Below are 21,363 nucleotides of genomic sequence, written 5' to 3' on the forward strand. Positions count from 1 at the left end.
TCGAATACCGCTTGGTTTGCGTACCGCCGCTCCGCCAGTTATTTGACCATTATTGTAGGTTCCCAATTTTGATTGCGCTTTCTCATCGGTTTTGCGTCTTTCTTGCGCTTACGCGAGGTCGATGAGAGATGTGACCGTTACGCGCCAAAGTGCTGGACGTTGCCGATGTTGTGCCCGCCGCGGCGCATGACGGTCCCGAGCAGTTCGGTGAGATCGTGCTCAATCTCGGCAAGCAGGCTGTCCCCGAAAACACACAGGGAGTGTTCCCACGGATGGCCGAAGGTGCCCAATCGAAAATCTGGGGTGATGTAGATGTAGTAGTCACCGTTGGGATAGGCGTCGCCAGGCCAGGGCGGTTGGCCTTGACCGCCGACTCGGGCGGGGTAAAAGCGGCAGCCGGGATGGTTCCAATCCAGCCAGTAGAGGTCCTCGCCGGGCTCGGTGCACGCGCGAAGACCGCGCTCGACGATACGCCGCAACTGGTCAACGGCTTGTTCACCGCCATCGAGTAGTACGCCCAGATGCCAGGTGACCGACGCTTGTGGTTCGGCTATGGCGGGCATGGACGGCACCCCGGGGTTGAATCGGAAGTCCGCGTCGAAACGGTCCCAGACCCGCTTGTACTCCACGTCGCCGATGTGGACGACGGGGCGTTCACGGGCAGGCGGCTCGGGTGGCGAGAGGTGAAAGGAGGTGACATCGGTGATCGGCAAAAACCCCGCGCTGGTCAGCAGGGCCGCCAGCGCTCCGTCCGCCTCGGCGAGGACGTAGGTCTTACCAGCCAGGCGGAGGTCAGGGGGCTGGCGCGCCCAGGCGCACAGAATCGACAGGATTGCAGGCTCAGGTGCGATCATCCCGCCGATCGCGGCAAAGTCGGTGTCCTCGAGGAGTTCCACCCAACCGGCGGCGAGGACCCGCCCGTCGCGCATCATGGCGGCGGTGTGCAGGTCCCCAGACGGTTCGGGCCCGTCCGCGACCAGTTCGACGAGCGAAGCACGATGCGGACCGGTGGCCCCGACCAGGTCGGGGAGTTGCTTGTGGTTCTCCTTGATCACGACACCCCGCGGCAGCCCGCCCTCCAACGTGACCGCCGCTAGGTCCGCGATCAAGACCTGGCGGGTCCATCCTGCGGTAAAGCCCGCAGACAGCAACCGATCGCCCAGATCCACCGGGGTGCCATGGGCATACACCTTCCACTCGGCTGGCTCGCCCCGGTCAGCGAAGGCCCTCGCCTGCCGCCAGACCAACTCATCGAGACCGTCCTCAGGTAGATCGGGGTGCGTCACCGTGCCATGTGTGCCGAAGTGAGTGCGAGCTACCCGCCCATCCCACTCGACCACACTGCCGGCCGGCGGCTCCTCGCGCACCCGTGCCCGCACCTGCCGATCGAACCGCAGCCGACACTCGTCCACGTCCACAGAAGCCGTCCACAGAAGCCATTGTCACGCCGCGGTTCCGATCCCACAGATTGTCGCTGGCGTCGGGCCGGAAATCCCGCGCGGCCGGCTACTCGTGGACGACGACACCGAGAGCCATGAACCGCGTGTTGCCTGCGCCGAGGTATACCGGCCGGGTCTGTGGTGCGCCTCCATGAACGACGCCCTCTTCCGACAATGTCCGACCGGTGTCCGGGTCGAGCCACAGCCTCGTCACGGACGACGTCGCGCGTGTCGCATCCTGTGCGCTCCCGCCCCGGTTATCTAGGATCCGCACCGTGCCGTTGGACGAGTTGCCGGACTGGTCGCCTGGGTGGTGCCTGGACCACCTGGGGGGCGAACCCGCCGAAGTGCTGTTCCAGATACAGCAGATATCCACGGTGCTCGGCCTCCGGTTGACCGATGGTACGGGCGTCGTGGTCAAGGCGCGCGCCGATGACGGCCGGGCCGTGTCGTGTGTCGCGGCGCAGGCCCGGTTGGCGGAGCGCGGGTTTCCGTGTGCGCGACCACTCACGCCGGTGACCCGGGTCGGTTCACTGGCCGTGCACGCCGAGGAGTTCCGGCCGGGCGGCGAGATGTTGCGCGGGGACTCGCCGGACGTGGCCGTGCGCTACGCGGAGGTGTTCGCCCGGCTGATGGCCGAGCTGGCCGTCGTGACCGTCGCGCCGCCGCTGCCGAATCCGCGCTGGGCACGTTGGGACCACCCGGACCCCGGGGTGTGGCCCGCGATCGAGTTCCTCGATGACCGGGACCAGAGCGCCGTGCCCGGGTACGTCGTCGACACCGCCGGCCGGGCCCGCGGGCGGATACTGGCCGCCGGCCTGCCGTGCGTGCTGGGCCACGCCGACTTCGAGGCACAGAACCTCCGGTGGCACAGCCGGGAGGTGTGGGCGGTGCACGACTGGGACAGCCTGGCGTGGCAACCCGAGGCAGCGCTGGTGGGAGCGGCGAGTGGGACGTTCGCCAGTGCCGGGCCGCCCACGCTGGCGCCGATCGACAGTTCCGAGGCGTTCCTGGTGACCTATCAGGACGTTCGGGGGCGCTTGTTCACGGCCGTGGAACAGGAGATCGCGTGGGCGGCCAGCCTGTGGCCGGCAGCGCACAACGCCCGATGGGAAGCGCTGCACGGCAGCACCCCGATCTCCGGCGACGCACTCCGGGCACAAGCGGCCGAACGCCTCCATCGAGCGAATGCCTAGCACCGACATGCGAGTCCGGATGGGCTCAGCCGATGAGGGCGTCGGCCAGTGCGCGCCACTCGGCGTGGGGAACGGTGTCCGGGTCCGTCGGTTGCACGACGAGCACGACCTGATCGGCGCCCGCATCGAGGTGTTGCGTCACGCGGGCGGCGACGGTGTCGATGTCGCCCCAGGCGACAAGCCTGTCGAGCAGGCGGTCGCTCGGCCCGGCGATGTCCTCCTCGGCGAAGCCCATCCGAAGCAGATTCCGTGCGTAGCCGCCGACCTGGGTGAGGAACCCGATGGGCTCGCGGACTGTGCCCCTGGCCAGCTGTGGATCGCTTTCGAGGACGACGTACTCCATGACGGCCAGGATCGCCTTCTCGCCCAGGATCCGCCGGGCCCGCGCGGTGTACTCCGGAGTGACCAGCAGCGGCAGTGCGCCGGCCGCGCGGTCGCGGGACAGCTCCAGCATCCGCGGACCCAGCGCCGACAGCATGCGGGCGCCGGCCGGGACCGGCGGGTCGGCGGCGTCCAGGCTGTCGAGGTAGGCGTTCATAGCCCGCAGCGGACGGTCGCCGTGCGCTCCGCCCAGCCCGGTGATCAGTCGTCCTGGATCGACGGCCTCGAGGTCGCGCCGCAACGCGACCACACTGTCGGACGCGTACATCCGGGCGGGGATGATCGCGCTTCCGACAGGGATCGTCTCGGTCGCCCGGATGACGTCCCGCAACGGGTCCAGGGTCGCCAACTGTCCGCCGGCGATCCAGATCGTCGAGTAACCGAGGCTCTCCAACATGGCAGCGTCGTCGCGGTGACCGCCGTCGGCGCGCACGTCCAGCGTCACACCGATACGCCCCAGAGCACCCGAGTCGAGCTGTGTCATCTGTCCACACCTTTCCTTGGTGGGTCGTGTCGCTGAACGATCGCGACGCTAATAGCTCAACCAACCTCGAGGTCAACCCGCGCTGGACCCCGTCGCATCCCCGGCTCCGGACGTCGTCTCATTTTTCGTCTCAAAATATCTCATATAGTCTCAGAATACTGTTGGCCCGAGACGACCTCGTTGAGGTGGCGGTACAAGGTCGCGCGGGATACGCCCGTCGCCCGCGCGATCTCGTCGACGGTGTGGGTGCCCGCCGCGTACATCCGCCGGGCCCTGGCGACCCGCTCCCCCGTCATCACGGTGCGCCGGCCGCGGCGGCCCCGCGGCGCCCGACCGACCTCGCCTTCCCCGGGCGCAGCGGTCCCGGCCCGTTCGTCGTCCCGGTCGCCGCCGTCGTCGAAGAGCTGCCGCGCCGCGTCGAGCACCTCCCTGCGCACGTCCTCGACGGGCGCGTCCCGGTTGTGCATGGCCGGGCGGGCAAGCAGGGCGAGCACCGCGGAAGCCCGGACACGCTCGCGCAGGCCCGCCCCCGGACCTGCGATGATCTCGATCGTGCGGGTGTTCTGGTCCACCACGCGGCGCAGCAGCGGCTCACGCATCAGCCACCACCCGTCGAAGATGCCGAGCAGCGGCAGATTCTCGAGGATCCCGTCCAGGAGGCCCGTGACGACCACCCAGCGCGCCTCGTCCGGCTCCAGCTTCTCGGCGGCGTCCAGGACCGCCTTGGCGTCGTCCAGCATCGGCGTCACGAGAGTCGCGAGGATCTGCACCTTGCTCGAGAAGTGATACAGCACCGTGGCCTTGCTGACGTCCAGCCGCACGGCGATCTGGCGCACCGACGTCTGCTCGTAGCCCTGCTCGGCGAAGAGCTCTCTTGCCGTGGTGAGGATGCGCGACCGGGTGTCGGATGCCGTCTGCTCGTCCATGCCCCGAGTCTAGGTACTTCCTGACCGCAGGGAGAGTGGTAGCGTGATAATCCTGACCGATGGTCAGGAAGTATCGGAACCACCAAGGAGCCGAGATGACACTTCCACCCGTCGCGGCGCCACTGCCGATGACGCGCCCCAACCCGTTCGACCCGCCCGAGGAACTGGCGGAGCTGCGCCGGAACCACCCGATCAGCCGGATGGCCTACCCCGACGGGCACACCGGCTGGCTGGTCACCACCCACGCCCTGGCCCGCACAGTGCTGGCCGACCCCCGCTTCAGCGCTCGGTCCGAGCTGACGCACCGGCCGATCTTCGAGAACGAGCTACAGGCACAGGAGCCGAAGCCGGCACCCCCGGGCATGTTCATCACGATGGACCCGCCAGACCACACCCGTTACCGCCGCCTCCTTACCGGCCAGTTCACCGTCCGCCGCATGCGGCAGCTCACCGAACGCATCGAGCGGGTCACCAACGACCACCTCGATGCGATGGAACAGCACGGCCCACCGCTGGATCTTGTGGATGCGTTCGCACGGCCGATCCCAGCGCTGGTGATCTGCGAACTGCTCGGCGTGCCCTATGCCGACCGGGATCGGTTCCAGGCCGACACCAAGACGATGGGAGATGCGCAGTCGACCAAGGAGCAGGCCCTCGCGGCCGTGGCCGACCTCGGCGCCTACCTCGGGGAGTTGGTGGCGGCCAAGCACCGCGAGCCGACCGACGACCTGCTCAGTGGCCTGGTCGGCAGCGGTGAGCTGACCAACGAGGAACTGACCAACATCGCCTTCATGCTGCTGGGCGCCGGGCTGGACACGACCTCGCACATGCTCGCGCTGGGCACCTTCGCCCTGCTCGCGCACCCCGACCAGTTGACCATCCTGCGGGGCGACCCGGACATCCTCGAGCTGGCCATCGAGGAGCTGTTGCGCTACCTGAGCATCGTCATGGCCACGGTCCGTACCGCGACCGAGGATGTCGAGCTGGACGGTCACCTGATCCGGGCCGGTGAGTCGGTCACCATCTCCACCGCGGCGGCCAACCGTGACCGGGAACAGTTCGACAACCCCGAGACGCTGGATCTCCGCAGGTCCACCAGAGGGCATGTCGCGTTCGGCCACGGCATCCACCAGTGCCTTGGCCAGCAGCTCGCCCGCGCCGAGATGCAGGTCGCCTATCCCGCACTGCTGCGGCGATTCCCCACCCTGCGCCTCGCCGTCCAACCCGAGGAGGTCCCGATCAAGCACAACGTGCTGATATACGGCTTGCACCAGCTCCCGGTCGCCTGGTGAGAGGATCCGGATGGACCGGGAGGCGGAGGAACCGGAAATTTCTCGGGGCGAGGTGTCGCATCCGGCAGTTCCCGTTCGACGCACTGGTGACAGCAGAGCGGAACTACCAAGGAGCAACCGATGCGCACCCTGATCGCCACCGCGTTCGTCTCGCTCGACGGCGTCATCGAGGCGCCTGGCGGAGAACCGGGCTACCGCAACTCGGGCTGGACGTTCAACGACATCGAGTTCGACGAAGCCGTATACAAGATCAAGGGCCGCGAGCAGGGCGAGGCCGCGGCCATGATGATGGGCCGCGTCAGCTACCAGGCCTTCTCGCCGGTGTGGCCGGACATGACCGAGGAGTTCTCCGGCTACAACGCGATGCCGAAGTACGTGGTGTCGACCACGCTGCGGGAACAGGACCTGGTGTCCAACTGGGGCGAGATCAGCGTGCTCCGCTCACTGGACGAGGTCGCCGCGCTCAAGGAGACCGAGGGCGGGCCGATCATCATTCACGGCAGCGCCACCCTGAACCGCAACCTGTCCGATGCCCGCCTGATCGACCGCTACCACCTGCTGGTCTTCCCCGTCCTGCTCGGCGCGGGCAAGCGGTTGTTCAGCGACGCCGACAAGGACAAGCAGAACCTCGAACTCGTCGAGAGCGAATCCTACGCCAACGGAATCCAGAAGCTGGTCTACGACGTCGTCCGCTGAGTGATCGCCGTCGCGGCGATACTGGCGCGTCGGATCCCGGCCGCCGACGCGGGCCAGTCGCCGCCCCTGACCCGGAAGCCGTCGTACCAGTCGTCGGAGGGCGGCCGCGCCTCGATCGCCTCCGGCACGGGCGGGACAAGGTTGTAGCCGGGCAGGGACCGGTCCTTGAGGTACTCGTTCCGCGCGTCGCGCGGGTTGGTCGACTTCATCTCGGTCGGCGTCGGAGTAACCGTGGCGTGCTTCGACGTCGACTGCAACTCCGGCTCGAGCCGCTGCACCCGCCAGCGCAGCCGCTCGGTGACGTATCCGGCGTTCGCGATGTCGGCACCGCGGCAACGCCATCGGGTGAGGTCGCGTCCACCGACAGCTCGGCAAGGGCCGCCACGTCAGGCCCGGCCCTGCAACTCGGACCGCGAGTCCTCACTGGCGCCGCCCCCGCCGCTGCCGTCCGGGGCCGTGATGTCGATCCCGGACTCGCGAACGTCCCGCTCGGTCCGCTCCGGCAGCCTGCGGTCCCGACGTTGTCCGGGTCGAAGCCCTTTCCAGGGCTCACGCCCGGCGCGGGCTTCAACCGCGGCATGTCCAAGTGCCTCGATGTCGTGCACGAGTTGCTCCACCGCCCGGTGCGGCCGGTACTGAGGTCCGCGACGGCGCTCATGACGTTCTCGTGGATCTCCGACGGCTCCGCCCCTGCGACCCGGCGTCGGCCCGGTTCGCCCTATTTCGCCGGACGCCGCGGCGCCCGCGCCTTCGGTGCCCGAACGACGCCGGACTCGGCTGCCCGCAAGATGCGGCGGAAGGTGGGGCATTCCAGGTGGCTCGGCGCGGGGCATGCGGCGGCGTGCCGCAAGCCGTCCCGCATGGCGCTCAGCTGAAGGATCGTCGAATCCAACTCGTCCGCCTTGGCCGTGAGCATGTCCCGGTCGATGCGCGGCCGCCCGTCCGGCGCGAACATGAGCGCGATCTCGTCGAGGGAGAAGCCGGCGGCGCGCCCGACCGCGATCAGCGCCAGCCGCTCCAGCACGTTCTCGTCGAACAGGCGCGCGAGGCCCCGCCGGCCGATCGAGGCGATCAGCCCCTTTTCCTCGTAGTAACGCAACGTCGAGGCGGGCAGGCCGGAGCGCCGCGACACCTCCGCTATGTCCAGGTCCGTCATCATTCTTGACCTCAAGTTGACTTGAACTGGCACGGTACGGTTTCCGCTTCCGAGCCGCAAGCAATGGAGATCATCATGAATGCCGTTCCCGAGACCAACGTCGAGCAGACCGCGCTATGGAACGGCGCGGGCGCACGCGGCTGGGTCGAGGCACAGGACCTGCTCGACCGGATGCTCAAACCGGTCGAGGACGTGCTTGTCGACGCGGTCCGCCCCGTACCCGCGCGCCGGGTGCTCGATGTCGGCTGTGGCACCGGCGGGGTCACCGTGGCCGTGGCCACGGCGCTCGGCGCGGGGAGCCGCTGCGTCGGGGTCGACGTCTCCGAGCCGATGATCGCCGCGGCGCGGGCCCGGACCGAACGCGAGGGCGCGCCCGCGAGCTTCATCCGCGCCGACGCGCAGTCGCACACCTTCGAGCCCGGCGGCTTCGACCTGATCGTCTCCCGCTTCGGGGTCATGTTCTTCGACGACGTCGCGCGTGCCTTCGACAACCTGCGGCGCGCCACGCGCGACGGCGGCGAACTCCGCTTCATCGTCTGGCGCGGCATGGCGGAAAATCCGTTCATGACAACGGCCGAGCGCGCCGCGGCACCGCTCCTGCCGAACCTGCCCGACCGCGACCCGGACGCGCCAGGGCAGTTCGCCCTCGCCGACGCGGATCGCGTCCGCCGCGCGCTCGCGGAGAGCGCATGGACCGGGATCGACATCCAGCCCGTCGACGTGGCCTGCAGCCTGCCCGAACAGGAACTGGCGCGGTACGTGACGCTGTTCGGCCCGGTCGGCAGGGCCTTGCAGGAGGCGGACGACCGGCTGCGCGACCAGGTCGTCGACGCGGTCCTTCCCGCCTTTGCTCCCTTCGTGCGAGGAACGCGGGTCCGCTTCACCGCTGCCTGCTGGGTCGTCACCGCCCGCGCGGCCTCCGACCAGGTGTGACCGGACGGAGACATGCCGGCGGCCCGGTCGGCACCGGGCGGGTCGTGGACCTCTACCATTCCGCGGATGACCGCCTACGACGATGGTGCCACGTTCGGACATCTGGACGCCTCGATCCTGCCGCTCCGCCAGCAGCGGATCCTGCTCACGATCCAGGACTGGGTGGTCAGGCACGGATACTCGCCGAGCACCCGGCAGATCGGTGATGCCGTCGGGCTGCGGTCGTCCTCATCGGTGTCGAAACATCTGGCCAGCCTGGAGGACAAGGGATTCCTCCGGCGCAGTGACACCATGTCCCGGCCGATCGACGTGCGGATGTTCCTGCGGGAGCCCTCGGCGCGGGAGACCACCGACGACTCGGTGAGCGTGCCCGTGGTCGGCGATATCGCGGCGGGAACCCCCATCTCGGCCGAGGAACATGTCGACGACATGCTGACGCTGCCGCGGGAACTCACCGGGCGTGGCAACGTTTTCGGTCTACGGGTGCGCGGGGACTCGATGATCGACGCCGCGATCTGTGACGGGGATGTCGTCGTGGTCCGGCAGCAGTCCGAGGCCCATTCGGGCCAGATCGTCGCCGCGATGATCGACGACGAGGCCACCGTCAAGGTGTACCGCCGCCGGAGCGGCCACGTCTACCTCGAGCCGCGCAACCCGGAATACGAGGTCATCGACGGGGACACGGCCGTGGTACTGGGCACCGTCGTCTCGGTGCTGCGCAGCGTCTGAAGACCACGCGAAAGCTAATCTCATTATTTACTTGCCTAATACTATTAGGCTGGTTGCCATGAGACCGGTGACCGAACGCGAGATCCGTGCCTCCTTCGTCAACTGCACGAAGGGCGCGGCGAAGCGCCTTGCCGTACCCAGGGACCTGGCCGACTGGCCGTGGGAGGACCTGGACTTCCTCGGTTGGCGGGACCCCTCCGCGCGGGATCGGGCGTACCTGGTGGCCGAATCCGGCGCCGGGCTCAGCGGCGTGGTGCTACGGGTGGCGCCACAGTCAGGGCACATCCGGCGCAGCATGTGTTCGCTGTGCTTGACCACGCACACCGGGGACGGCGTCTCCCTGATGACCGCGCGCAAGGCCGGCCGGAACGGCAAGCAGGGCAACTCCGTGGGTGTCTATCTCTGCTCCGACCTGGCCTGCTCGCTCTACCTGCGCGGGAAGAAGGACACCGGCCTGCGGATCTACGAGTCGCTCACGGTCGCCGAGCAGGTCGAGCGGACCAGGGTGAACCTGGCCGCGTTCCTGCACAGGGTGTTCGGCTGACGCGACCCGGCGCGACTCGTCCCATCTTGCGATTTCGGCAAAAAACGTCGTCAACCCGATGCCGGCGGCGGCAGGCTGGTGCTGGCAAGAGTCCGGGGAACAGCGGCCGAAGAGAGCCCACAGCCTCCGGACACATCGGACCGAGCACCGAGGCGAGAGCAGTGGACACACAGCACACACGGGACGCACAGTTCTGGGACGAGCGGTACGGCAGCCGCGACCAGCTCTTCAGCGGCGAGCCGAACGGTGTACTCGTCACCGAGGTGAGCGAGTTGCCGCCCGGGCAAGCGCTCGACGTGGGCTGCGGCGAGGGCGCCGACGCACTCTGGCTCGCCCGGCGCGGCTGGCAGGTCACCGCGGTCGACATCTCCCGGATCGCGCTGGAACGCGCCGCCGAGGCGGGCACGGATGTCACCGGACGGGTGGCCTGGACCCGCGGTGACCTGACCGGCATCCGGCCCCCGGCCGGCGCGTTCGACCTGGTGTCCGTCCAGTACTTCCCGCTGCCCCGGCACCACCACGCCGCACTGCACGGGCTGTTGGCGGCCGTGGCACCCGGCGGCACGCTGCTGGTGGCCGGGCACGACCTCGCCGACCTCGGCTCGCATAGCGAGCAGGGGTTCGACCCGTCCTACTACTACCATCCCGGCGATATCGCCGAGCTTCTCGACGACGCCTGGGCCGTGCTGGTCAACGAGACCCGGTCGCGGACCGCGCCCGCCCCTCCGGGCGCCGGGCACACCCACGACACAGTCCTGCGCGCACGGCGGCTGCGGTGAGCCGGCCCGAGTCGGGACCGGATCAGTCCGGCCGGACGAGCACCTTCAGCGCCGTGCGGTCGGCCATCGCCCGGTAGCCGTCGGGCACCTCGCTCAGGCCGATGGTGCGGTCGAACACCCGGCCGGGCTCGACCGTACCGTCGAGCACATCGGGCAGCAGTTCGTCGATGTAGGCGCGCGCCGGGGCCACCCCGCCGGTCAGCGTGACGTTCCGGACGAACATACCGAAACCGACCGCCGCCTCCCGGTACTGTGGCATCCCCACTCGGCTCACCCTGCCGCCGGCCCGGACCACGCCGAACCCCGTCTCGAGCGCGTTCAGGGTGCCGACGCACTCCAGCACGGCGTGGGTCCCATCACCGCCGGTGAGCTCACGAACCCGCTCGACGCCTTCCTTCCCGCGCTCGGCGACCACATCCGTGGCGCCGAACTCGCGGCCGATGTCGGTGCGGTCGGTGTGCCGTCCCATGAGGACGATCCGCTCGGCTCCCAGCCGCCGTGCCGCCAGTACCGCACACAGCCCGACCGCGCCGTCCCCGATCACCGTCACCGTCGTGCGCGGGCTGACGCCGGCCGTCACCGCGCAGTGGTGCCCGGTCGGGAAGACGTCGGACAGCGTCAGCAACGAGGGAAGCAGCGCGGAGTCCACACCGACGGGCAGCTTCACCAGCGTCCCCTGTGCCTGTGGCACCCGCACCGCCTCGCCCTGGCAGCCGTCCACATCGCCCGCTCCCCAGAAGCCGCCGTTGCGGCAGGAGGTGTGCAGGCCCTCGCGGCAGAAGTCGCAGGTGTTGTCCGCCCAGACGAACGGGGAGACCACGAGGTCACCGACGGCGAGGCCGGACACCGCCGAGCCGACCTCCTCGACGACGCCGATGAACTCGTGGCCGATGCGGTCGGCCCGCTCGGCGTCGGGTTTCGACTGGTACGGCCACAGGTCACTGCCGCAGACGCAGGAGCGCAACACTCGCACCACGGCGTCGGTCGGCTCGCGCAGCTTCGGGTCCGGAACCTCCTCCACCCGCACATCGCCCGCGCCGTAGATGACAGTCGCTCGCATGAACCCCTCCGATCCTGCTCGCTTCCGAACTCCCTTGCTCGATCCCAGCGGGTAGCTAGATCGGCTCGGCCCGGCCCGGCGAACCGACCAGCCGGTACCCCGCGCGACCGGAGAACTCGGCGGTGAGCGCGAACCGGTCGCCGCGCACCACGGTATGCCGCCATTCCACCGGCCGCCCCTCGGCGTGACCGATCCTGCTGACGGAGAACGCGGCCGCGGCCGCGTCGCACCGCAGTTGGACGCGCTCGGCCGGGGTCGGCACGACGGCGTGGATCTGCTCACTTCCGCGGTCGAGCCGGATTCCGGTGCGCCGGTCCAGTTCGTCGTACAGGCTGGTGTGCCGGAAGTCGGCGTCGAGCAGCGGCCGGGCCAGTGACTCGGGAAGCCAGACCCGGTCCAGCGCCAGTGGCTCCTCCCCGGCCAGCCGAAGACGTTCCAGGTAGACCAGGGGGGTGGACGCCTCCAGGTCGAGCCGCTCGGCGATGATGGCGTCCGCCCGCACGTCGAAGGTCCGCACGACGCTGTGCTGGGAAAGGCCCGCCGCCTGCACGGAGGCGAACAGGCTGTAGAGCGCACCGACCGGCTGGCTGATCTCCGGGATCGGTGCGATCCGGGGTTGCCGCCCGCGCTCGGAGATGATCACCCCGTCGGCCCGTAGCTGGCGCAGCGCCTGGCGCACCGTCTGCCTGCTGACGCCGTACTCCTCGACCAGCGCGAGCTCGCCGGGGACGTAGTCGGCGAACTCCCCCGCCCGCACCCGGGTGAGCAGGTGCCGCTGCAGTTGCCGCCACAGGGGAACCGACGTGTCCCGGTCCAGGGTGCTCCCGGCCATATCGCCTCCTCCCGTCCACGGCGACTCTATCGATTGCCTTATGTACGAACATATCGTAACGTAAATGTACGTACATTAAACGGAAAGGAGTGGGGCGATGACCGTGCGGGCGGTCGCCGACGGCGAACCGGCCGGCTCCGGCGAGCGGCACCGGTGAGCGCGGACACGGCGACCCCGGTCACGCCGTCGGGCCTGGCCCAGGTGGCGCCGGGCCTTGCGGTCGCCGTGCTCGTGGCGGCGGTGGCCACCATCGCCGGCCGGTTCGTGCCGATCGTGGGCGGCCCCGTGTTCGGCATCCTGCTCGGCGCGGCCCTGGCCGCACTGGTTCCCGCGCTGCGGTCCAGTCGCTGCGGTCCCGGCTACGCGGTGGCGGCCAAGCCGGTGCTGCAACTGTCGATCGTCGTGCTGGGCACCGGCCTTTCCCTGCGGCAGGTCGTCCAGGTCGGCGGGCAGTCCCTTCCGGTCATGCTCGGTACGCTGGCCGTGGCGCTGGGCGGGGCGTGGCTGCTGGGCAACCTGCTGGGGGTACGCGGGGATGCCCGGACGCTGATCGGCGTGGGCACCGGCATCTGTGGCGCCTCCGCCATCGCCGCGACCAGCGCGGTCCTCAAGCCGAAGGACGCCGAGGTCGCCTACGCCCTCGGCACGATCTTCACCTGCAACATCGCAGCCGTACTGCTGTTCCCGCCGCTGGGGCACCTGATGGGCATGAGCCCCGAAGCGTTCGGGCTCTGGAGCGGCACCGCCATCAACGACACCTCCTCGGTCGTGGCGGCCGCGTACGGCTACGGCGGGGAGGCGGGCGCGCACGGCGTGGTGGTCAAGCTGACCAGGACGCTGATGCTGGTCCCGATCGTGCTCGTGCTCGCGGTGCTGGCCGCTCGCCGAAACAACGCCGCCCAGGCGTTCGACCCGCACGGCATGCCGTGGCGGCGGATCGTGCCGCCGTTCCTGCTCGGGTTCCTCCTCGCCGTCACCGTGGGCAGCCTCGGCGTGATCCCCGATTCCTGGCACCCAGCCCTTTCCACGGCAGGCACCTTCCTGATCACCACCGCGCTGACCGGGATCGGGCTCGGCCTGCGGTTGACCGATATGCGCACGGCCGGTCATCGTCCGCTGCTGCTCGGGGTGCTGCTGTGGTTGGCGGTTTCGGTCTCCAGCCTCGCCCTGCAGGCGCTCACCGGGACCGGCTGATCGGACCGAGGTGACCTCACGCTCAGCGACGTGCGACAACGAAATACCACCCGATCGTGGCTCGAACATACGGTCGAGTATACGGTATGGTGGAGCCGTGAGCAGGACTTTCGGCATCGACACCTCCCGCATGGGCGAGGCGGAACTACTGGCCACGCTGGACGAGATCGAACAGCAGCGGCGAGGCCTCTCTGCCCGGGAACTGGCGGCCCTGGCCGAACTGGACGGCCGCACCACCGCCACACGGCGCCTACCGCCATGTCGCGGCGCTGGCGCGGGAGATCCTGCGCATCAACCCCCACGACGCCCGGCAACGGGTGGCCCACGCCCGAACAGCGGTGGCCCGGCACGGCCCCACCGGTACCCCGCTGAAGCCGGACCTGCCCGAGGTGGGTGCCGCCGTGGCGGAGGGCGCGATCGGGCCCGAACATGAGGAGACCATCCGCGCCACCGTGGCCAGGTTCCCACAACCGGTGAGCCTGCCCGACCGGGAACACGCCGAGGCGTTGCTGACCACAGCCGCGCGGGAATACGAACCCCACACCGTGACCGCGCTGGGGCGAGAGATCGTGGCCCGCCTGAACCAGGACGGAAACCCACCCACCGAACACCACCTGACGCGGCCCACCCGGTTTCTGGACTGGCGCGACACCCGGGGCGGTCCGGGACCCGAAACGACGACCCAGACGCAACCTCCTCCACCACCAAGGAAAGGAGGCCGCGTGAGGCCAGATCAGCGGTGCGACAAGTCGGCGACGAACAGCGGGCCGACCAGTCTCAGCCCGCGGTCCTGGTTTTGATCAGCGGCGCGTCTCGCGACAACTCCCGGAACCCGACGCTGTAGTACAGGCCGCGCGCCTCGGGATGCCCCGGCGCACCCATGCAGGCGACCGTCATCTGGGTGGCCCCGGCCACCCGCGCCAGATGCATCCCGTGCAGAAGCATCGCCCGTCCCAGCCCCCGCCGCCGGTAGTCCGGATGCGTCCCGACCGGCTCGAACTCAGCGGTCTTGTCCGCTTCGTCGAGCCACATGATCGTCGAGGATGCCATCGTTCCGTCCGGCGCCTCCACCAGGATGTGCAGGTCGCCGCGATACGCCGCCGTCCGCCGGACGCCCTGGTAGCCCTCGGCCGTGTAGGTCGAGGGAGCCCAGGCGTCCAGGTGGGCTCGGACCGCGGCATCCGGTCCGGCCTCATCGGCGGTGCGGAAACGGAATCCGTCCGGCAGCACCGGCTGTTCCAGATCGGTGAGATCCCGTTCGTTGAGCTGGGTCCAGGACCCGGTGTCGCCAAGCGAGGCCGGGTCGGTCTCATAGCCGTGCGCCGCCCATCGCCTCAGGGCGAACTCATCGGCGGCGCTCGGCCTCACCGTACGCTCGATGTCCATCGCCGCGCCGTCGTACCAGTCGATCACCTCGTCAACCAGCCCGGCGTGGTCGGGATGGACCTGATACGCCAGATAGGCGTTGGTGACGTCCTTCTCCGACCCGTCGCTCCGCCTCACCCGGCGCGGAAGACGGGCCCAACCCCACGCCACCAGATCCCCGCCGGAAAACCACAGCCGACGCGGCCAGCTTGCGCCGTCGCTGGCGTGCCCCCTACCCCAGATCCAGGCCAGCTCACCGAACGACGCGTCGCTGTTCACCAAATCCGGGCGGATGGCGGTGACACGCTGCGCCAGACCCTGCATGAGCCGCACGTCCGCGGCGGTCACAACCTCGAAGTTCGCCATAGCGCGCCACTGTGTCAGGACGCCGCGAAGCCGTCGAACCGTTTCCGGGGCCGCCGATCGCGGCAGCCAACAACACGACCCGCGAAGCGCACCGTCGTGGTGGCGGAACCTATCGGCGCGCGTCCACCTTCGTCGCGGCGTCCCCGAACACGAACGGATCGGGCTCGCACTGGGCGATGAAGTCGCTGGGAAATCCCGGGTCGAACTCCACCGCATCTTCCAGGTGCCGGATCGCGTCCTCCGGCAGGGTCAGCTCGACGGCCCCCAGATTCTCGGTGAGCTGGGCGGCGCTGCGCACGCCCACGATCGGCAGGATCGCCGCGGATTTGCCGCGGGTCCAGGCGATCGCCACCTGCGCGGGGTGAGCGCCCAGCTCGTCGGCGACCGTCCGGACGGCACCGGCCGCCGCCCGCTCCCGCGCGGTGAGGGTCGCCGGATCGAACCGCGAGGGGCCCGGCGCACCGGCAGGGGCATCCGCGGCACCGGAAAGCACACCTCGCGCGAGCGGCGCCCAGGTGGTCACGCTCAGCCCGAATGCCTCGGCCATCGGCAGCAACTCCCGTTCGATATCCCGCTTCAGCAGGTTGTACGGCACCTGCAAGCCGGCGAACGGGGTCCGGTCGCGCCACTGCGCGAGGGTGTTCGCCCTTGCCACGACCCACGCGGGAGTGTCGGAGATGCCGATGTGCAGAATCTTTCCCGCGCACACGGCATCGTCCAGCGCGCGCATGGTTTCCTCGACCGGAGTGTGCCGGTCCCAGATATGCACCCAGTAGATGTCGATGTAGTCGGTGCGCAGCCGGCGCAAGCTGCGTTCCAGCGACAGTACGAGGTTCTTGCGGTGATTGCCCGCCGCGTTGGGATCCTTGGCATCGCGCGACAAGGTGTACTTCGTGCCGATGACGAAACGATCGCGCCTGCCGAGGACCGTGCCGAGCGTGCTCTCCCCTTCGCCGTAGGCCGACGCGGTGTCCAGCACGTTGCCACCCGCATCGGCATAGGTGTCCAGGATGCGCCGCCACTCCCGCGGGTCGTCCAGGACCATCGTGCCGAGCGCCAGTTCCGAGACCCGCAGCCCGGTCGGACCGAAAAGCCGGTATCGCATGGTCATCCCGCCTTCGGGAGCACGTCACGGGCCGAAACCTCGAAGGCCGAGGCCGCCAGTCCCCAGGACACGACCCGGCGGGGCACCACAAGGATCCACGCGGGATCGAGGGGAAACGCCGCACCCAGCCGCTCTCCCGTCTCGGCGCCACCGGTGGTGCGAGCCTCGGCACGCCCACGGATCTCGACGCCCCGTGGTGTCCACGGGTCGACCTCGGCGAGATCGTCGACGACCAGCGCGACCTCGGCGGTCGCCTGGACGTCACGGAACTTCCTGCTGCTCGCCATCCCGGTACCGGCATAACCGCCGATCACGATGCCGCCAGTGGCGGTATCCAGCAGGAACCCGACCGGCTTGACCCGAGGCATCCCGTCCGCGCCGACCGTCGCGAGGCGGGCCAGCGGCTGGCTCCGCAGGTACTCGAACTCTGCTGTGGAAAACACGTTCATGCCGAACAGCGTCGACCGGTCCTCCCGGCGGAGGGAGGCCCCGGCAGGGCCCCTCTCCCGGACGGCTTGGCCGATCGCGCGGGGCGGACGCCGCTAGACTCGGTGACCATGGTCGACAACGCGCTGGGCGGTTTCCTGCGAGCCCGGCGGGAGGCGATCGCGCCGTCCGCGGCCGGCTTCCCGAGCGGGCCCCGCCGGCGGACACCGGGGCTGCGCCGGGGCGAACTGGCCACGCTCGCCGGAATCAGCGTCGAGTACCTGACCCGCCTGGAGCGGGGGCGGGACCGGCACCCTTCCGGTCAGGTCCTCGGCGCGCTCGCCGACGCGCTCGGACTCTCGCCGGAGGAACGCGTACACCTGCATCGCCTGGTCAAGGCGAGCGATGGCGGGGGGTGCGCGCAGTCAGCGCCGCCGCGACCGGAACCGCGGCCCACCGTGCGCGCCCTGCTCGACCGGATGGAACCCACACCCGCCCTGATCGTGGACGCCCAGGGCGACGTGCTCGCGAGCAACACCGGGTTCCGGCTGCTCGCGGGACCGGTCGGCCTGCTGGACACCGATCCACCCAACCTCGCGCGCTTCGTGTTCACCCACCCGAATGCCCGCGTGACCTTCCCGGACTGGGACCGAGTGGCGGACGACCGCGCCGCGGCACTGCGGGCCGCCGGCGATCTCGGGGACCACGCGGCCGCCGCGCTCGCCGAGGAACTGTCCGTCACGGCGGGCACCGAGTTCACCCGCCGGTTCGCCGCCTCCGCCGTGCTGCCTGCCTGGACCGGCGTCGAACGCTGGCGGCATCCCCGGTACGGCACGGTGGACCTGGCCTACGAGAACCTGGCTCTGGCGGGTACCGAAGAGCATCGCCTCCTGGTCTACCTGCCCACCGACACCGCCACGGCCGATCCCCTCGCCGGTGACAGCATGGTCCCGGCCGCTGGACACGGGTACGCCTGAACGTGTTGCCTCGAGACCACGGGTCGCGCGGTGCGGACCTGGCGGTCTCCTCCCGACGGTGATGCGCCACCGGGCATTCTCACGGGGTCCACACCATCGTCCGCTGGTGCAGCCGCTTGCCCTGGTGCCGGATACCGGGCACCAGCGGAGTCGGACCGTGCGCGACGAAACCCATACGTTCGAAGAACCGCACCGCACGGGTGTTCTCGCGCAGGGTCTGGAGGTGGCAGCCGGGTGATCCGGTTTCCCTGAGCCGGTCGAACCAGCGGTTCATCAGCCCGGCCGCGGCGCCGGTGCCGCGCGCACGGGGCTCCACGTTGATGTGCAGGTGCGCCGGCCACCGGTCGTCGTCGAAATCCCCGGCGGTGGGCTCGCGCCGGACCGCGGCGAGAGCCGTATCCGCGAGTGCACGCGCGAAGAATGCCGCGGTGCGCGGCCGGAACATCAGCCGGTGCCGCTTGATCGCCCCCACCAAGCGGTCGCTCTCACTGGGGAACGTCCGGCCGTCCAGGCAGCCGACCAGATACCCGGCCAGCGCGCCGTCGACCACGGCGAGAAACACCGACTCCGGTTCCCGGTCCAGGTACGGGTCGAGGTAGATGGCCAACTCGGACTCCGCATGGCCCCACAGCGAGGCGCTGGGAGCCCCCTCGCCCGCGCGGCCGGCCAGCGTGCGGAGCTCGGCCCGGTCGGCCTCCGTGAATGTCCGGATTTCCACGCCGCCTGCCTACCCTGCTCGGTGGGAGCCGTCCAGGCTGACACGCGGGGTCCCGTGCCGCTCGCCGCGCCCTGGCCCGGGGATGATGGCCACGGCACCAATCCAGCGACGAACGGGAGCCGGGAATGTCGCGTTATCACGAACTCAAGCACCGGGCGGTGACCTCGTTCCAGCGTCGGGTCGGCAACCCGATATTGCGCAGGCTGCCGAGTCAAACCCTGCTGGAGACCACCGGGCGGAAGTCCGGTCTGCCCCGGCAGACGCCGATCGGCGGGCGGCGGATCGGAGGGGAGTTCTGGTTCGTGTCCGAGCACGGCGAGAAGTCCCAGTACGTGCGCAACATCCAGGCCGATCCGCGGGTCCGGCTCCGGCTGAACGGGAGGTGGCACTCCGGCACCGCGCACCTGGTGCCGGAGGACGACGCGAAGGCGCGGCTCAAGGCACTGCCACGGATGAACAGCGCCGCGGTCCGGGTGGTCGGAACCGACCTGCTGACACTGCGCATCGACCTGACCGACCTCACCGGCTGAGCCGGCGGGGTGACCGGCGACGCCCGGACGAGAAACCATGACAGCGATTGACAGGGTTCCGCCCTAGCGTCGGCGGCATGACCATGTGGAACGAGTTCATCGCGGGCAGCCCGCGAATCGCCGAGATCTTCACCCGCCGCCATGCCGCGGCGGGCAACCTGTGCATGCTGGCCACCCTTCGCTCGGACGGCTTCCCGCGGATCAGCCCGGTCGAACCGCGGATCTTCGAGGACCGGTTGTGGATCGTCGGCATGCCGAACACGACGAAGTTCCGGGATCTGGCAAGGGACCCCCGTTTCTGCCTGCACACCGCGACCGTGGACACCGAGGTCAAGGAGGGGGACGCCAAGCTGTGGGGCAGGGTCCGTGATGTCCGGGACGAGGCTCTGCACCAGCGGTTCGCCACGGCGCTGTTCGAGGAGACCGGTTTCGACCTGCGCGGGCAGAAGTTCGACCCCTTCTACGCGGCCGAGCTGACCGGTGCCTCCTCGGTGGAGATCAGGGAAGGCGGCATGGAGGTCACGATCTGGAAGCCGGGCGAGCAGGAGACCGTGGTGCGCAAGGAGTGACCCGGCCGGCAGTACGCGCACCAGCCGTGGTCCACGATCGAGGAGACGAGCCTGCTCGACGGTGAGCTGGTGCAACAGGCCGCCCGGCCGCTCATTCCTTGCGCGGCGGTGCCCAGGCGCTCACCCCCAGCTCACCGGTGTTGCCGAGGTCCACGGGGGCGCCCAGGGGCACCGCCTGCCAGTGATCCCCTTCCGTGGGGGCGACCTCGAGATACTCACCGTTCGTGGCGGGCACCGAGGCATCGGTGACCTTGTTCCGCCAGACCAGCCCCGCCACCGCCTTCTGCCCGGGTTCCAGGGTCAGCGGGGTGGGTCCGGAGTCGAAATCCTCCATGGTGGCGATCGAGGCCGACCCTTCGTGCACCCGCACGTCGAGCAGGTTCCGCTCGTCGTCCCGCAGCCGGATCGCCGGGTAACCCTGCACCGTGCGCGGCCGCGTGCCCTCGTTGGTCAGCTCGATGTTCAGCACGCGCAGTCCCATCGCGGCGTCCTCGGCACCCAGGGTGACGACGAGGTCCGGCCGCGGGGACGCCGAGGTCGTCGAGGGCGTCGCCGTCGACGGAGGTGGTGGCGTCGGTGCCGGAGTATCCGAGCATCCTCCGAGCACGGCCACCAGCAGAGCCAGCGCTCCGAGGCGACACACGTTCCCGACCTTCACGCGTTTCGCAGGCACGTGAACGATCTTCGCAGCTCGCCCGACGCGCGCTACCCCGGGCCGGCGATGTCCACCATCCAGCCGATGCCGAAGCGGTCCACGCAGCTACCGAACTCGTCGCCCCACATCTGCTTCTCGAGCGGGACCGACACCGTGCCGCCCTCGGACAGCTTGGCCCAGTAGCCGCGCAACTCCTCGACGTCATCGCCACTCAGGCTCACCGTGATGTTGTTTCCGGGCTTGTACTCCATTCCCGGTGGAAGGTCGGAGACCATCAGCGTGAACCCGCTGTCGGTCTCCAGCATGCTGTGCATGATCAGGTCGGCCTCCGGCGCGTCCGGCGCGCCGAACTCACCGAAGGTGCTCACGGTCAGCGTGCCGCCGAAGACCTGCTGGTAGAACTCCATGGCCTGGCGGGCGTTGCCGGTGAAGTTGATGTACGGGTTCAGACGGGTGGCCACCGGGCACTCCTTCGTCGAGTCGGATCAGCATCGTCGCAGATCAGCGCGCTACCGACAACCGAGTCCGAACCCGGCACCGGGAATGTGTGCCGGCGATGTCGATCCGGGTGTCGACCGTTCGTGTAGAGGATGAGCGGCGGGCAGCCGCCGACCGTACCGTCAGCCCTTCGAGGAGGAACCAGTCATGCAGCACTACCTGCTCAGCATCTACCAGCCCGATGGCGAACCGCCCGCACCCGAGGTGCTGGAACCGATCATGCGCGAGGTGGAGGCGGTGAACGACGAGCTCAGGGCGGCGGGCGCCTGGGTGTTCGCCGGTGGCCTGCACCCGCCGGGCACGGCCACCGTGCTGCGGGCCGAAGGGGGCAAGGGCGAGGTGTTCACCACCGACGGTCCCTACCTCGAGGGTAAGGAGCACATCGGGGGCTTCACCGTCATCAAGGCGCCCGATCTGGATGCCGCGCTGGAGTGGGGCCGCAAGCTCGCCGCGGCGATCACCCTGCCCATCGAGGTCCGGCCGATGCAGGACGGAAGCTGCGGGTGACACCGG

The 21,363-nt window shown here is 69.6% G+C and carries 27 protein-coding genes; 13 read left to right on the top strand and 14 right to left on the bottom strand.

All coding sequences use genetic code 11. The annotated features are described in order from the left end of the window. Positions 1 to 137: 137 nt before the first annotated feature. The gene (locus FB471_RS34680; protein WP_211358307.1) at positions 138 to 1,418 is read right to left on the bottom strand and encodes a DUF2716 domain-containing protein; all 1,281 of its coding nucleotides are present in this window, start codon (positions 1,416 to 1,418) and stop codon (positions 138 to 140) included. Between the two features lie 296 nt (positions 1,419 to 1,714). Here FB471_RS34680 and FB471_RS32895 point away from each other — a divergent pair, with 296 nt between their 5' ends. Then, on the top strand, positions 1,715 to 2,635 hold the full coding sequence (locus FB471_RS32895) for an aminoglycoside phosphotransferase/kinase family protein (RefSeq protein WP_142003704.1): 921 nt from the start codon (positions 1,715 to 1,717) through the stop codon (positions 2,633 to 2,635). Between the two features lie 25 nt (positions 2,636 to 2,660). Here the strand turns inward: FB471_RS32895 and FB471_RS32900 are convergent, their stop codons facing one another. Continuing rightward, positions 2,661 to 3,500 carry a TIGR03620 family F420-dependent LLM class oxidoreductase gene (locus FB471_RS32900; RefSeq protein WP_142003705.1) on the bottom strand — a complete coding sequence of 280 codons (840 nt, stop codon included), beginning with the start codon at positions 3,498 to 3,500 and terminating at the stop codon, positions 2,661 to 2,663. A 140-nt stretch (positions 3,501 to 3,640) separates the two neighbouring features. After that, positions 3,641 to 4,426, bottom strand: coding sequence for a TetR family transcriptional regulator (locus tag FB471_RS32905; protein WP_142003706.1), 786 nt, complete (start codon positions 4,424 to 4,426; stop codon positions 3,641 to 3,643). A 95-nt stretch (positions 4,427 to 4,521) separates the two neighbouring features. Here FB471_RS32905 and FB471_RS32910 point away from each other — a divergent pair, with 95 nt between their 5' ends. Together FB471_RS32910 and FB471_RS32915 are read left to right on the top strand one after the other, a co-directional pair. Then, on the top strand, positions 4,522 to 5,718 hold the full coding sequence (locus tag FB471_RS32910; protein WP_142003707.1) for a cytochrome P450: 1,197 nt from the start codon (positions 4,522 to 4,524) through the stop codon (positions 5,716 to 5,718). A gap of 120 nt (positions 5,719 to 5,838) precedes the next feature. Beyond that, positions 5,839 to 6,414 (top strand): dihydrofolate reductase family protein, encoded by a 576-nt coding sequence (locus tag FB471_RS32915; protein ID WP_142003708.1) that lies wholly within the window; start codon positions 5,839 to 5,841, stop codon positions 6,412 to 6,414. On the opposite strand, the gene FB471_RS32920 is transcribed toward FB471_RS32915, so the two are convergent. The 3 genes from FB471_RS32920 to FB471_RS32930 all read right to left on the bottom strand — a co-directional run bounded on the left by FB471_RS32920 (position 6,396) and on the right by FB471_RS32930 (position 7,570). Beyond that, the gene (locus FB471_RS32920; RefSeq protein WP_142003709.1) at positions 6,396 to 6,623 is read right to left on the bottom strand and encodes a hypothetical protein; all 228 of its coding nucleotides are present in this window, start codon (positions 6,621 to 6,623) and stop codon (positions 6,396 to 6,398) included. The genes FB471_RS32915 and FB471_RS32920 overlap by 19 nt on opposite strands. A gap of 177 nt (positions 6,624 to 6,800) precedes the next feature. Then, a complete protein-coding gene (locus FB471_RS32925) occupies positions 6,801 to 7,019 on the bottom strand; it encodes a hypothetical protein (RefSeq protein WP_142003710.1) in 219 nt (72 codons plus the stop codon). 113 nt (positions 7,020 to 7,132) lie between these two features. Further along, positions 7,133 to 7,570, bottom strand: a complete 438-nt coding sequence (locus tag FB471_RS32930) for a helix-turn-helix domain-containing protein (RefSeq protein WP_142003711.1) — start codon at positions 7,568 to 7,570, stop codon at positions 7,133 to 7,135. 75 nt (positions 7,571 to 7,645) lie between these two features. On the opposite strand from FB471_RS32930, the gene FB471_RS32935 reads away from it, so the two are divergent. The 4 genes from FB471_RS32935 (at position 7,646) to FB471_RS32950 (ending at position 10,555) form a co-directional block, all read left to right on the top strand. Continuing rightward, positions 7,646 to 8,503 (top strand): class I SAM-dependent methyltransferase, encoded by an 858-nt coding sequence (locus FB471_RS32935; protein ID WP_142003712.1) that lies wholly within the window; start codon positions 7,646 to 7,648, stop codon positions 8,501 to 8,503. 66 nt (positions 8,504 to 8,569) lie between these two features. Next, positions 8,570 to 9,232 (top strand): transcriptional repressor LexA, encoded by a 663-nt coding sequence (lexA, locus tag FB471_RS32940; protein ID WP_142003713.1) that lies wholly within the window; start codon positions 8,570 to 8,572, stop codon positions 9,230 to 9,232. Positions 9,233 to 9,290: 58 nt separating this feature from the next. Then, positions 9,291 to 9,776, top strand: a complete 486-nt coding sequence (locus tag FB471_RS32945) for an FBP domain-containing protein (protein ID WP_142003714.1) — start codon at positions 9,291 to 9,293, stop codon at positions 9,774 to 9,776. A 161-nt stretch (positions 9,777 to 9,937) separates the two neighbouring features. Further along, positions 9,938 to 10,555 carry a class I SAM-dependent methyltransferase gene (locus FB471_RS32950; protein WP_142003715.1) on the top strand — a complete coding sequence of 206 codons (618 nt, stop codon included), beginning with the start codon at positions 9,938 to 9,940 and terminating at the stop codon, positions 10,553 to 10,555. 22 nt (positions 10,556 to 10,577) lie between these two features. Here FB471_RS32950 and FB471_RS32955 read toward each other — a convergent pair whose 3' ends face one another. Then, the gene (locus FB471_RS32955; protein ID WP_142003716.1) at positions 10,578 to 11,615 is read right to left on the bottom strand and encodes a zinc-dependent alcohol dehydrogenase family protein; all 1,038 of its coding nucleotides are present in this window, start codon (positions 11,613 to 11,615) and stop codon (positions 10,578 to 10,580) included. 55 nt (positions 11,616 to 11,670) lie between these two features. Then, positions 11,671 to 12,447 (bottom strand): GntR family transcriptional regulator, encoded by a 777-nt coding sequence (locus FB471_RS32960; RefSeq protein ID WP_142003717.1) that lies wholly within the window; start codon positions 12,445 to 12,447, stop codon positions 11,671 to 11,673. A gap of 153 nt (positions 12,448 to 12,600) precedes the next feature. Between FB471_RS32960 and FB471_RS32965 the strand changes: the two genes are divergently transcribed. Continuing rightward, positions 12,601 to 13,641, top strand: a complete 1,041-nt coding sequence (locus FB471_RS32965) for a YeiH family protein (RefSeq protein ID WP_142003718.1) — start codon at positions 12,601 to 12,603, stop codon at positions 13,639 to 13,641. Positions 13,642 to 13,832: 191 nt separating this feature from the next. After that, entirely contained in the window at positions 13,833 to 14,441 is a 609-nt protein-coding gene (locus tag FB471_RS36040) for a DUF222 domain-containing protein (protein WP_142003980.1), read from the top strand. Here FB471_RS36040 and FB471_RS32975 read toward each other — a convergent pair. From FB471_RS32975 to FB471_RS32985, 3 genes are all read right to left on the bottom strand, one after another. Further along, complete coding sequence (locus FB471_RS32975) at positions 14,419 to 15,372, bottom strand: GNAT family N-acetyltransferase (protein ID WP_142003719.1); 954 nt, start codon at positions 15,370 to 15,372, stop codon at positions 14,419 to 14,421. The two genes, FB471_RS36040 and FB471_RS32975, sit on opposite strands and share 23 nt — an antisense overlap. 109 nt (positions 15,373 to 15,481) lie before the next feature. Beyond that, the gene (locus tag FB471_RS32980) at positions 15,482 to 16,483 is read right to left on the bottom strand and encodes an aldo/keto reductase (RefSeq protein ID WP_211358308.1); all 1,002 of its coding nucleotides are present in this window, start codon (positions 16,481 to 16,483) and stop codon (positions 15,482 to 15,484) included. Then, entirely contained in the window at positions 16,480 to 16,926 is a 447-nt protein-coding gene (locus FB471_RS32985) for a PPOX class F420-dependent oxidoreductase (RefSeq protein WP_142003720.1), read from the bottom strand. The genes FB471_RS32980 and FB471_RS32985 overlap by 4 nt, the downstream gene beginning before the upstream one ends. Before the next feature lie 108 nt (positions 16,927 to 17,034). Between FB471_RS32985 and FB471_RS32990 the strand changes: the two genes are divergently transcribed. Next, complete coding sequence (locus FB471_RS32990; protein WP_142003721.1) at positions 17,035 to 17,880, top strand: helix-turn-helix transcriptional regulator; 846 nt, start codon at positions 17,035 to 17,037, stop codon at positions 17,878 to 17,880. A gap of 79 nt (positions 17,881 to 17,959) precedes the next feature. Here the strand turns inward: FB471_RS32990 and FB471_RS32995 are convergent, their stop codons facing one another. Beyond that, on the bottom strand, positions 17,960 to 18,598 hold the full coding sequence (locus tag FB471_RS32995; RefSeq protein WP_142003722.1) for a GNAT family N-acetyltransferase: 639 nt from the start codon (positions 18,596 to 18,598) through the stop codon (positions 17,960 to 17,962). A 125-nt stretch (positions 18,599 to 18,723) separates the two neighbouring features. Between FB471_RS32995 and FB471_RS33000 the strand changes: the two genes are divergently transcribed. Further along, a complete protein-coding gene (locus FB471_RS33000; RefSeq protein WP_142003723.1) occupies positions 18,724 to 19,128 on the top strand; it encodes a nitroreductase/quinone reductase family protein in 405 nt (134 codons plus the stop codon). A gap of 77 nt (positions 19,129 to 19,205) precedes the next feature. Further along, the gene (locus FB471_RS33005) at positions 19,206 to 19,697 is read left to right on the top strand and encodes a pyridoxamine 5'-phosphate oxidase family protein (protein ID WP_142003724.1); all 492 of its coding nucleotides are present in this window, start codon (positions 19,206 to 19,208) and stop codon (positions 19,695 to 19,697) included. 91 nt (positions 19,698 to 19,788) lie between these two features. Here FB471_RS33005 and FB471_RS33010 read toward each other — a convergent pair whose 3' ends face one another. Together FB471_RS33010 and FB471_RS33015 are read right to left on the bottom strand one after the other, a co-directional pair. Beyond that, on the bottom strand, positions 19,789 to 20,340 hold the full coding sequence (locus FB471_RS33010) for a DUF4232 domain-containing protein (RefSeq protein WP_211358309.1): 552 nt from the start codon (positions 20,338 to 20,340) through the stop codon (positions 19,789 to 19,791). A 62-nt stretch (positions 20,341 to 20,402) separates the two neighbouring features. Continuing rightward, positions 20,403 to 20,813 (bottom strand): VOC family protein, encoded by a 411-nt coding sequence (locus FB471_RS33015; protein WP_142003726.1) that lies wholly within the window; start codon positions 20,811 to 20,813, stop codon positions 20,403 to 20,405. 184 nt (positions 20,814 to 20,997) lie between these two features. Between FB471_RS33015 and FB471_RS33020 the strand changes: the two genes are divergently transcribed. After that, the gene (locus FB471_RS33020) at positions 20,998 to 21,357 is read left to right on the top strand and encodes a YciI family protein (RefSeq protein ID WP_142003727.1); all 360 of its coding nucleotides are present in this window, start codon (positions 20,998 to 21,000) and stop codon (positions 21,355 to 21,357) included. Positions 21,358 to 21,363 lie beyond the last annotated feature (6 nt).

The sequence above is a fragment of the Amycolatopsis cihanbeyliensis genome (assembly GCF_006715045.1).
GTDB classification, from domain to species: domain Bacteria; phylum Actinomycetota; class Actinomycetes; order Mycobacteriales; family Pseudonocardiaceae; genus Amycolatopsis; species Amycolatopsis cihanbeyliensis.

Bases quoted from the DNA above. Each gene is read 5' to 3' on its own strand.
- FB471_RS32915 (WP_142003708.1), top strand. From the start codon at position 5,839: ATGCGCACCCTGATCGCCACCGCGTTCGTCTCGCTCGACGGCGTCATC.
- FB471_RS32990 (WP_142003721.1), top strand. From the start codon at position 17,035: ATGGTCGACAACGCGCTGGGCGGTTTCCTGCGAGCCCGGCGGGAGGCG.
- FB471_RS32900 (WP_142003705.1), bottom strand. From the start codon at position 3,500: ATGACACAGCTCGACTCGGGTGCTCTGGGGCGTATCGGTGTGACGCTG.
- FB471_RS33005 (WP_142003724.1), top strand. From the start codon at position 19,206: ATGACCATGTGGAACGAGTTCATCGCGGGCAGCCCGCGAATCGCCGAG.
- FB471_RS32980 (WP_211358308.1), bottom strand. From the start codon at position 16,483: ATGACCATGCGATACCGGCTTTTCGGTCCGACCGGGCTGCGGGTCTCG.
- FB471_RS32960 (WP_142003717.1), bottom strand. From the start codon at position 12,447: ATGGCCGGGAGCACCCTGGACCGGGACACGTCGGTTCCCCTGTGGCGG.
- FB471_RS33000 (WP_142003723.1), top strand. From the start codon at position 18,724: ATGTCGCGTTATCACGAACTCAAGCACCGGGCGGTGACCTCGTTCCAG.
- FB471_RS32935 (WP_142003712.1), top strand. From the start codon at position 7,646: ATGAATGCCGTTCCCGAGACCAACGTCGAGCAGACCGCGCTATGGAAC.
- FB471_RS32905 (WP_142003706.1), bottom strand. From the start codon at position 4,426: ATGGACGAGCAGACGGCATCCGACACCCGGTCGCGCATCCTCACCACG.
- FB471_RS33020 (WP_142003727.1), top strand. From the start codon at position 20,998: ATGCAGCACTACCTGCTCAGCATCTACCAGCCCGATGGCGAACCGCCC.
- FB471_RS32910 (WP_142003707.1), top strand. From the start codon at position 4,522: ATGACACTTCCACCCGTCGCGGCGCCACTGCCGATGACGCGCCCCAAC.
- FB471_RS32945 (WP_142003714.1), top strand. From the start codon at position 9,291: ATGAGACCGGTGACCGAACGCGAGATCCGTGCCTCCTTCGTCAACTGC.
- FB471_RS32920 (WP_142003709.1), bottom strand. From the start codon at position 6,623: ATGAAGTCGACCAACCCGCGCGACGCGCGGAACGAGTACCTCAAGGAC.
- FB471_RS32955 (WP_142003716.1), bottom strand. From the start codon at position 11,615: ATGCGAGCGACTGTCATCTACGGCGCGGGCGATGTGCGGGTGGAGGAG.
- FB471_RS32975 (WP_142003719.1), bottom strand. From the start codon at position 15,372: ATGGCGAACTTCGAGGTTGTGACCGCCGCGGACGTGCGGCTCATGCAG.
- FB471_RS32930 (WP_142003711.1), bottom strand. From the start codon at position 7,570: ATGACGGACCTGGACATAGCGGAGGTGTCGCGGCGCTCCGGCCTGCCC.
- lexA (WP_142003713.1), top strand. From the start codon at position 8,570: ATGACCGCCTACGACGATGGTGCCACGTTCGGACATCTGGACGCCTCG.
- FB471_RS32985 (WP_142003720.1), bottom strand. From the start codon at position 16,926: ATGAACGTGTTTTCCACAGCAGAGTTCGAGTACCTGCGGAGCCAGCCG.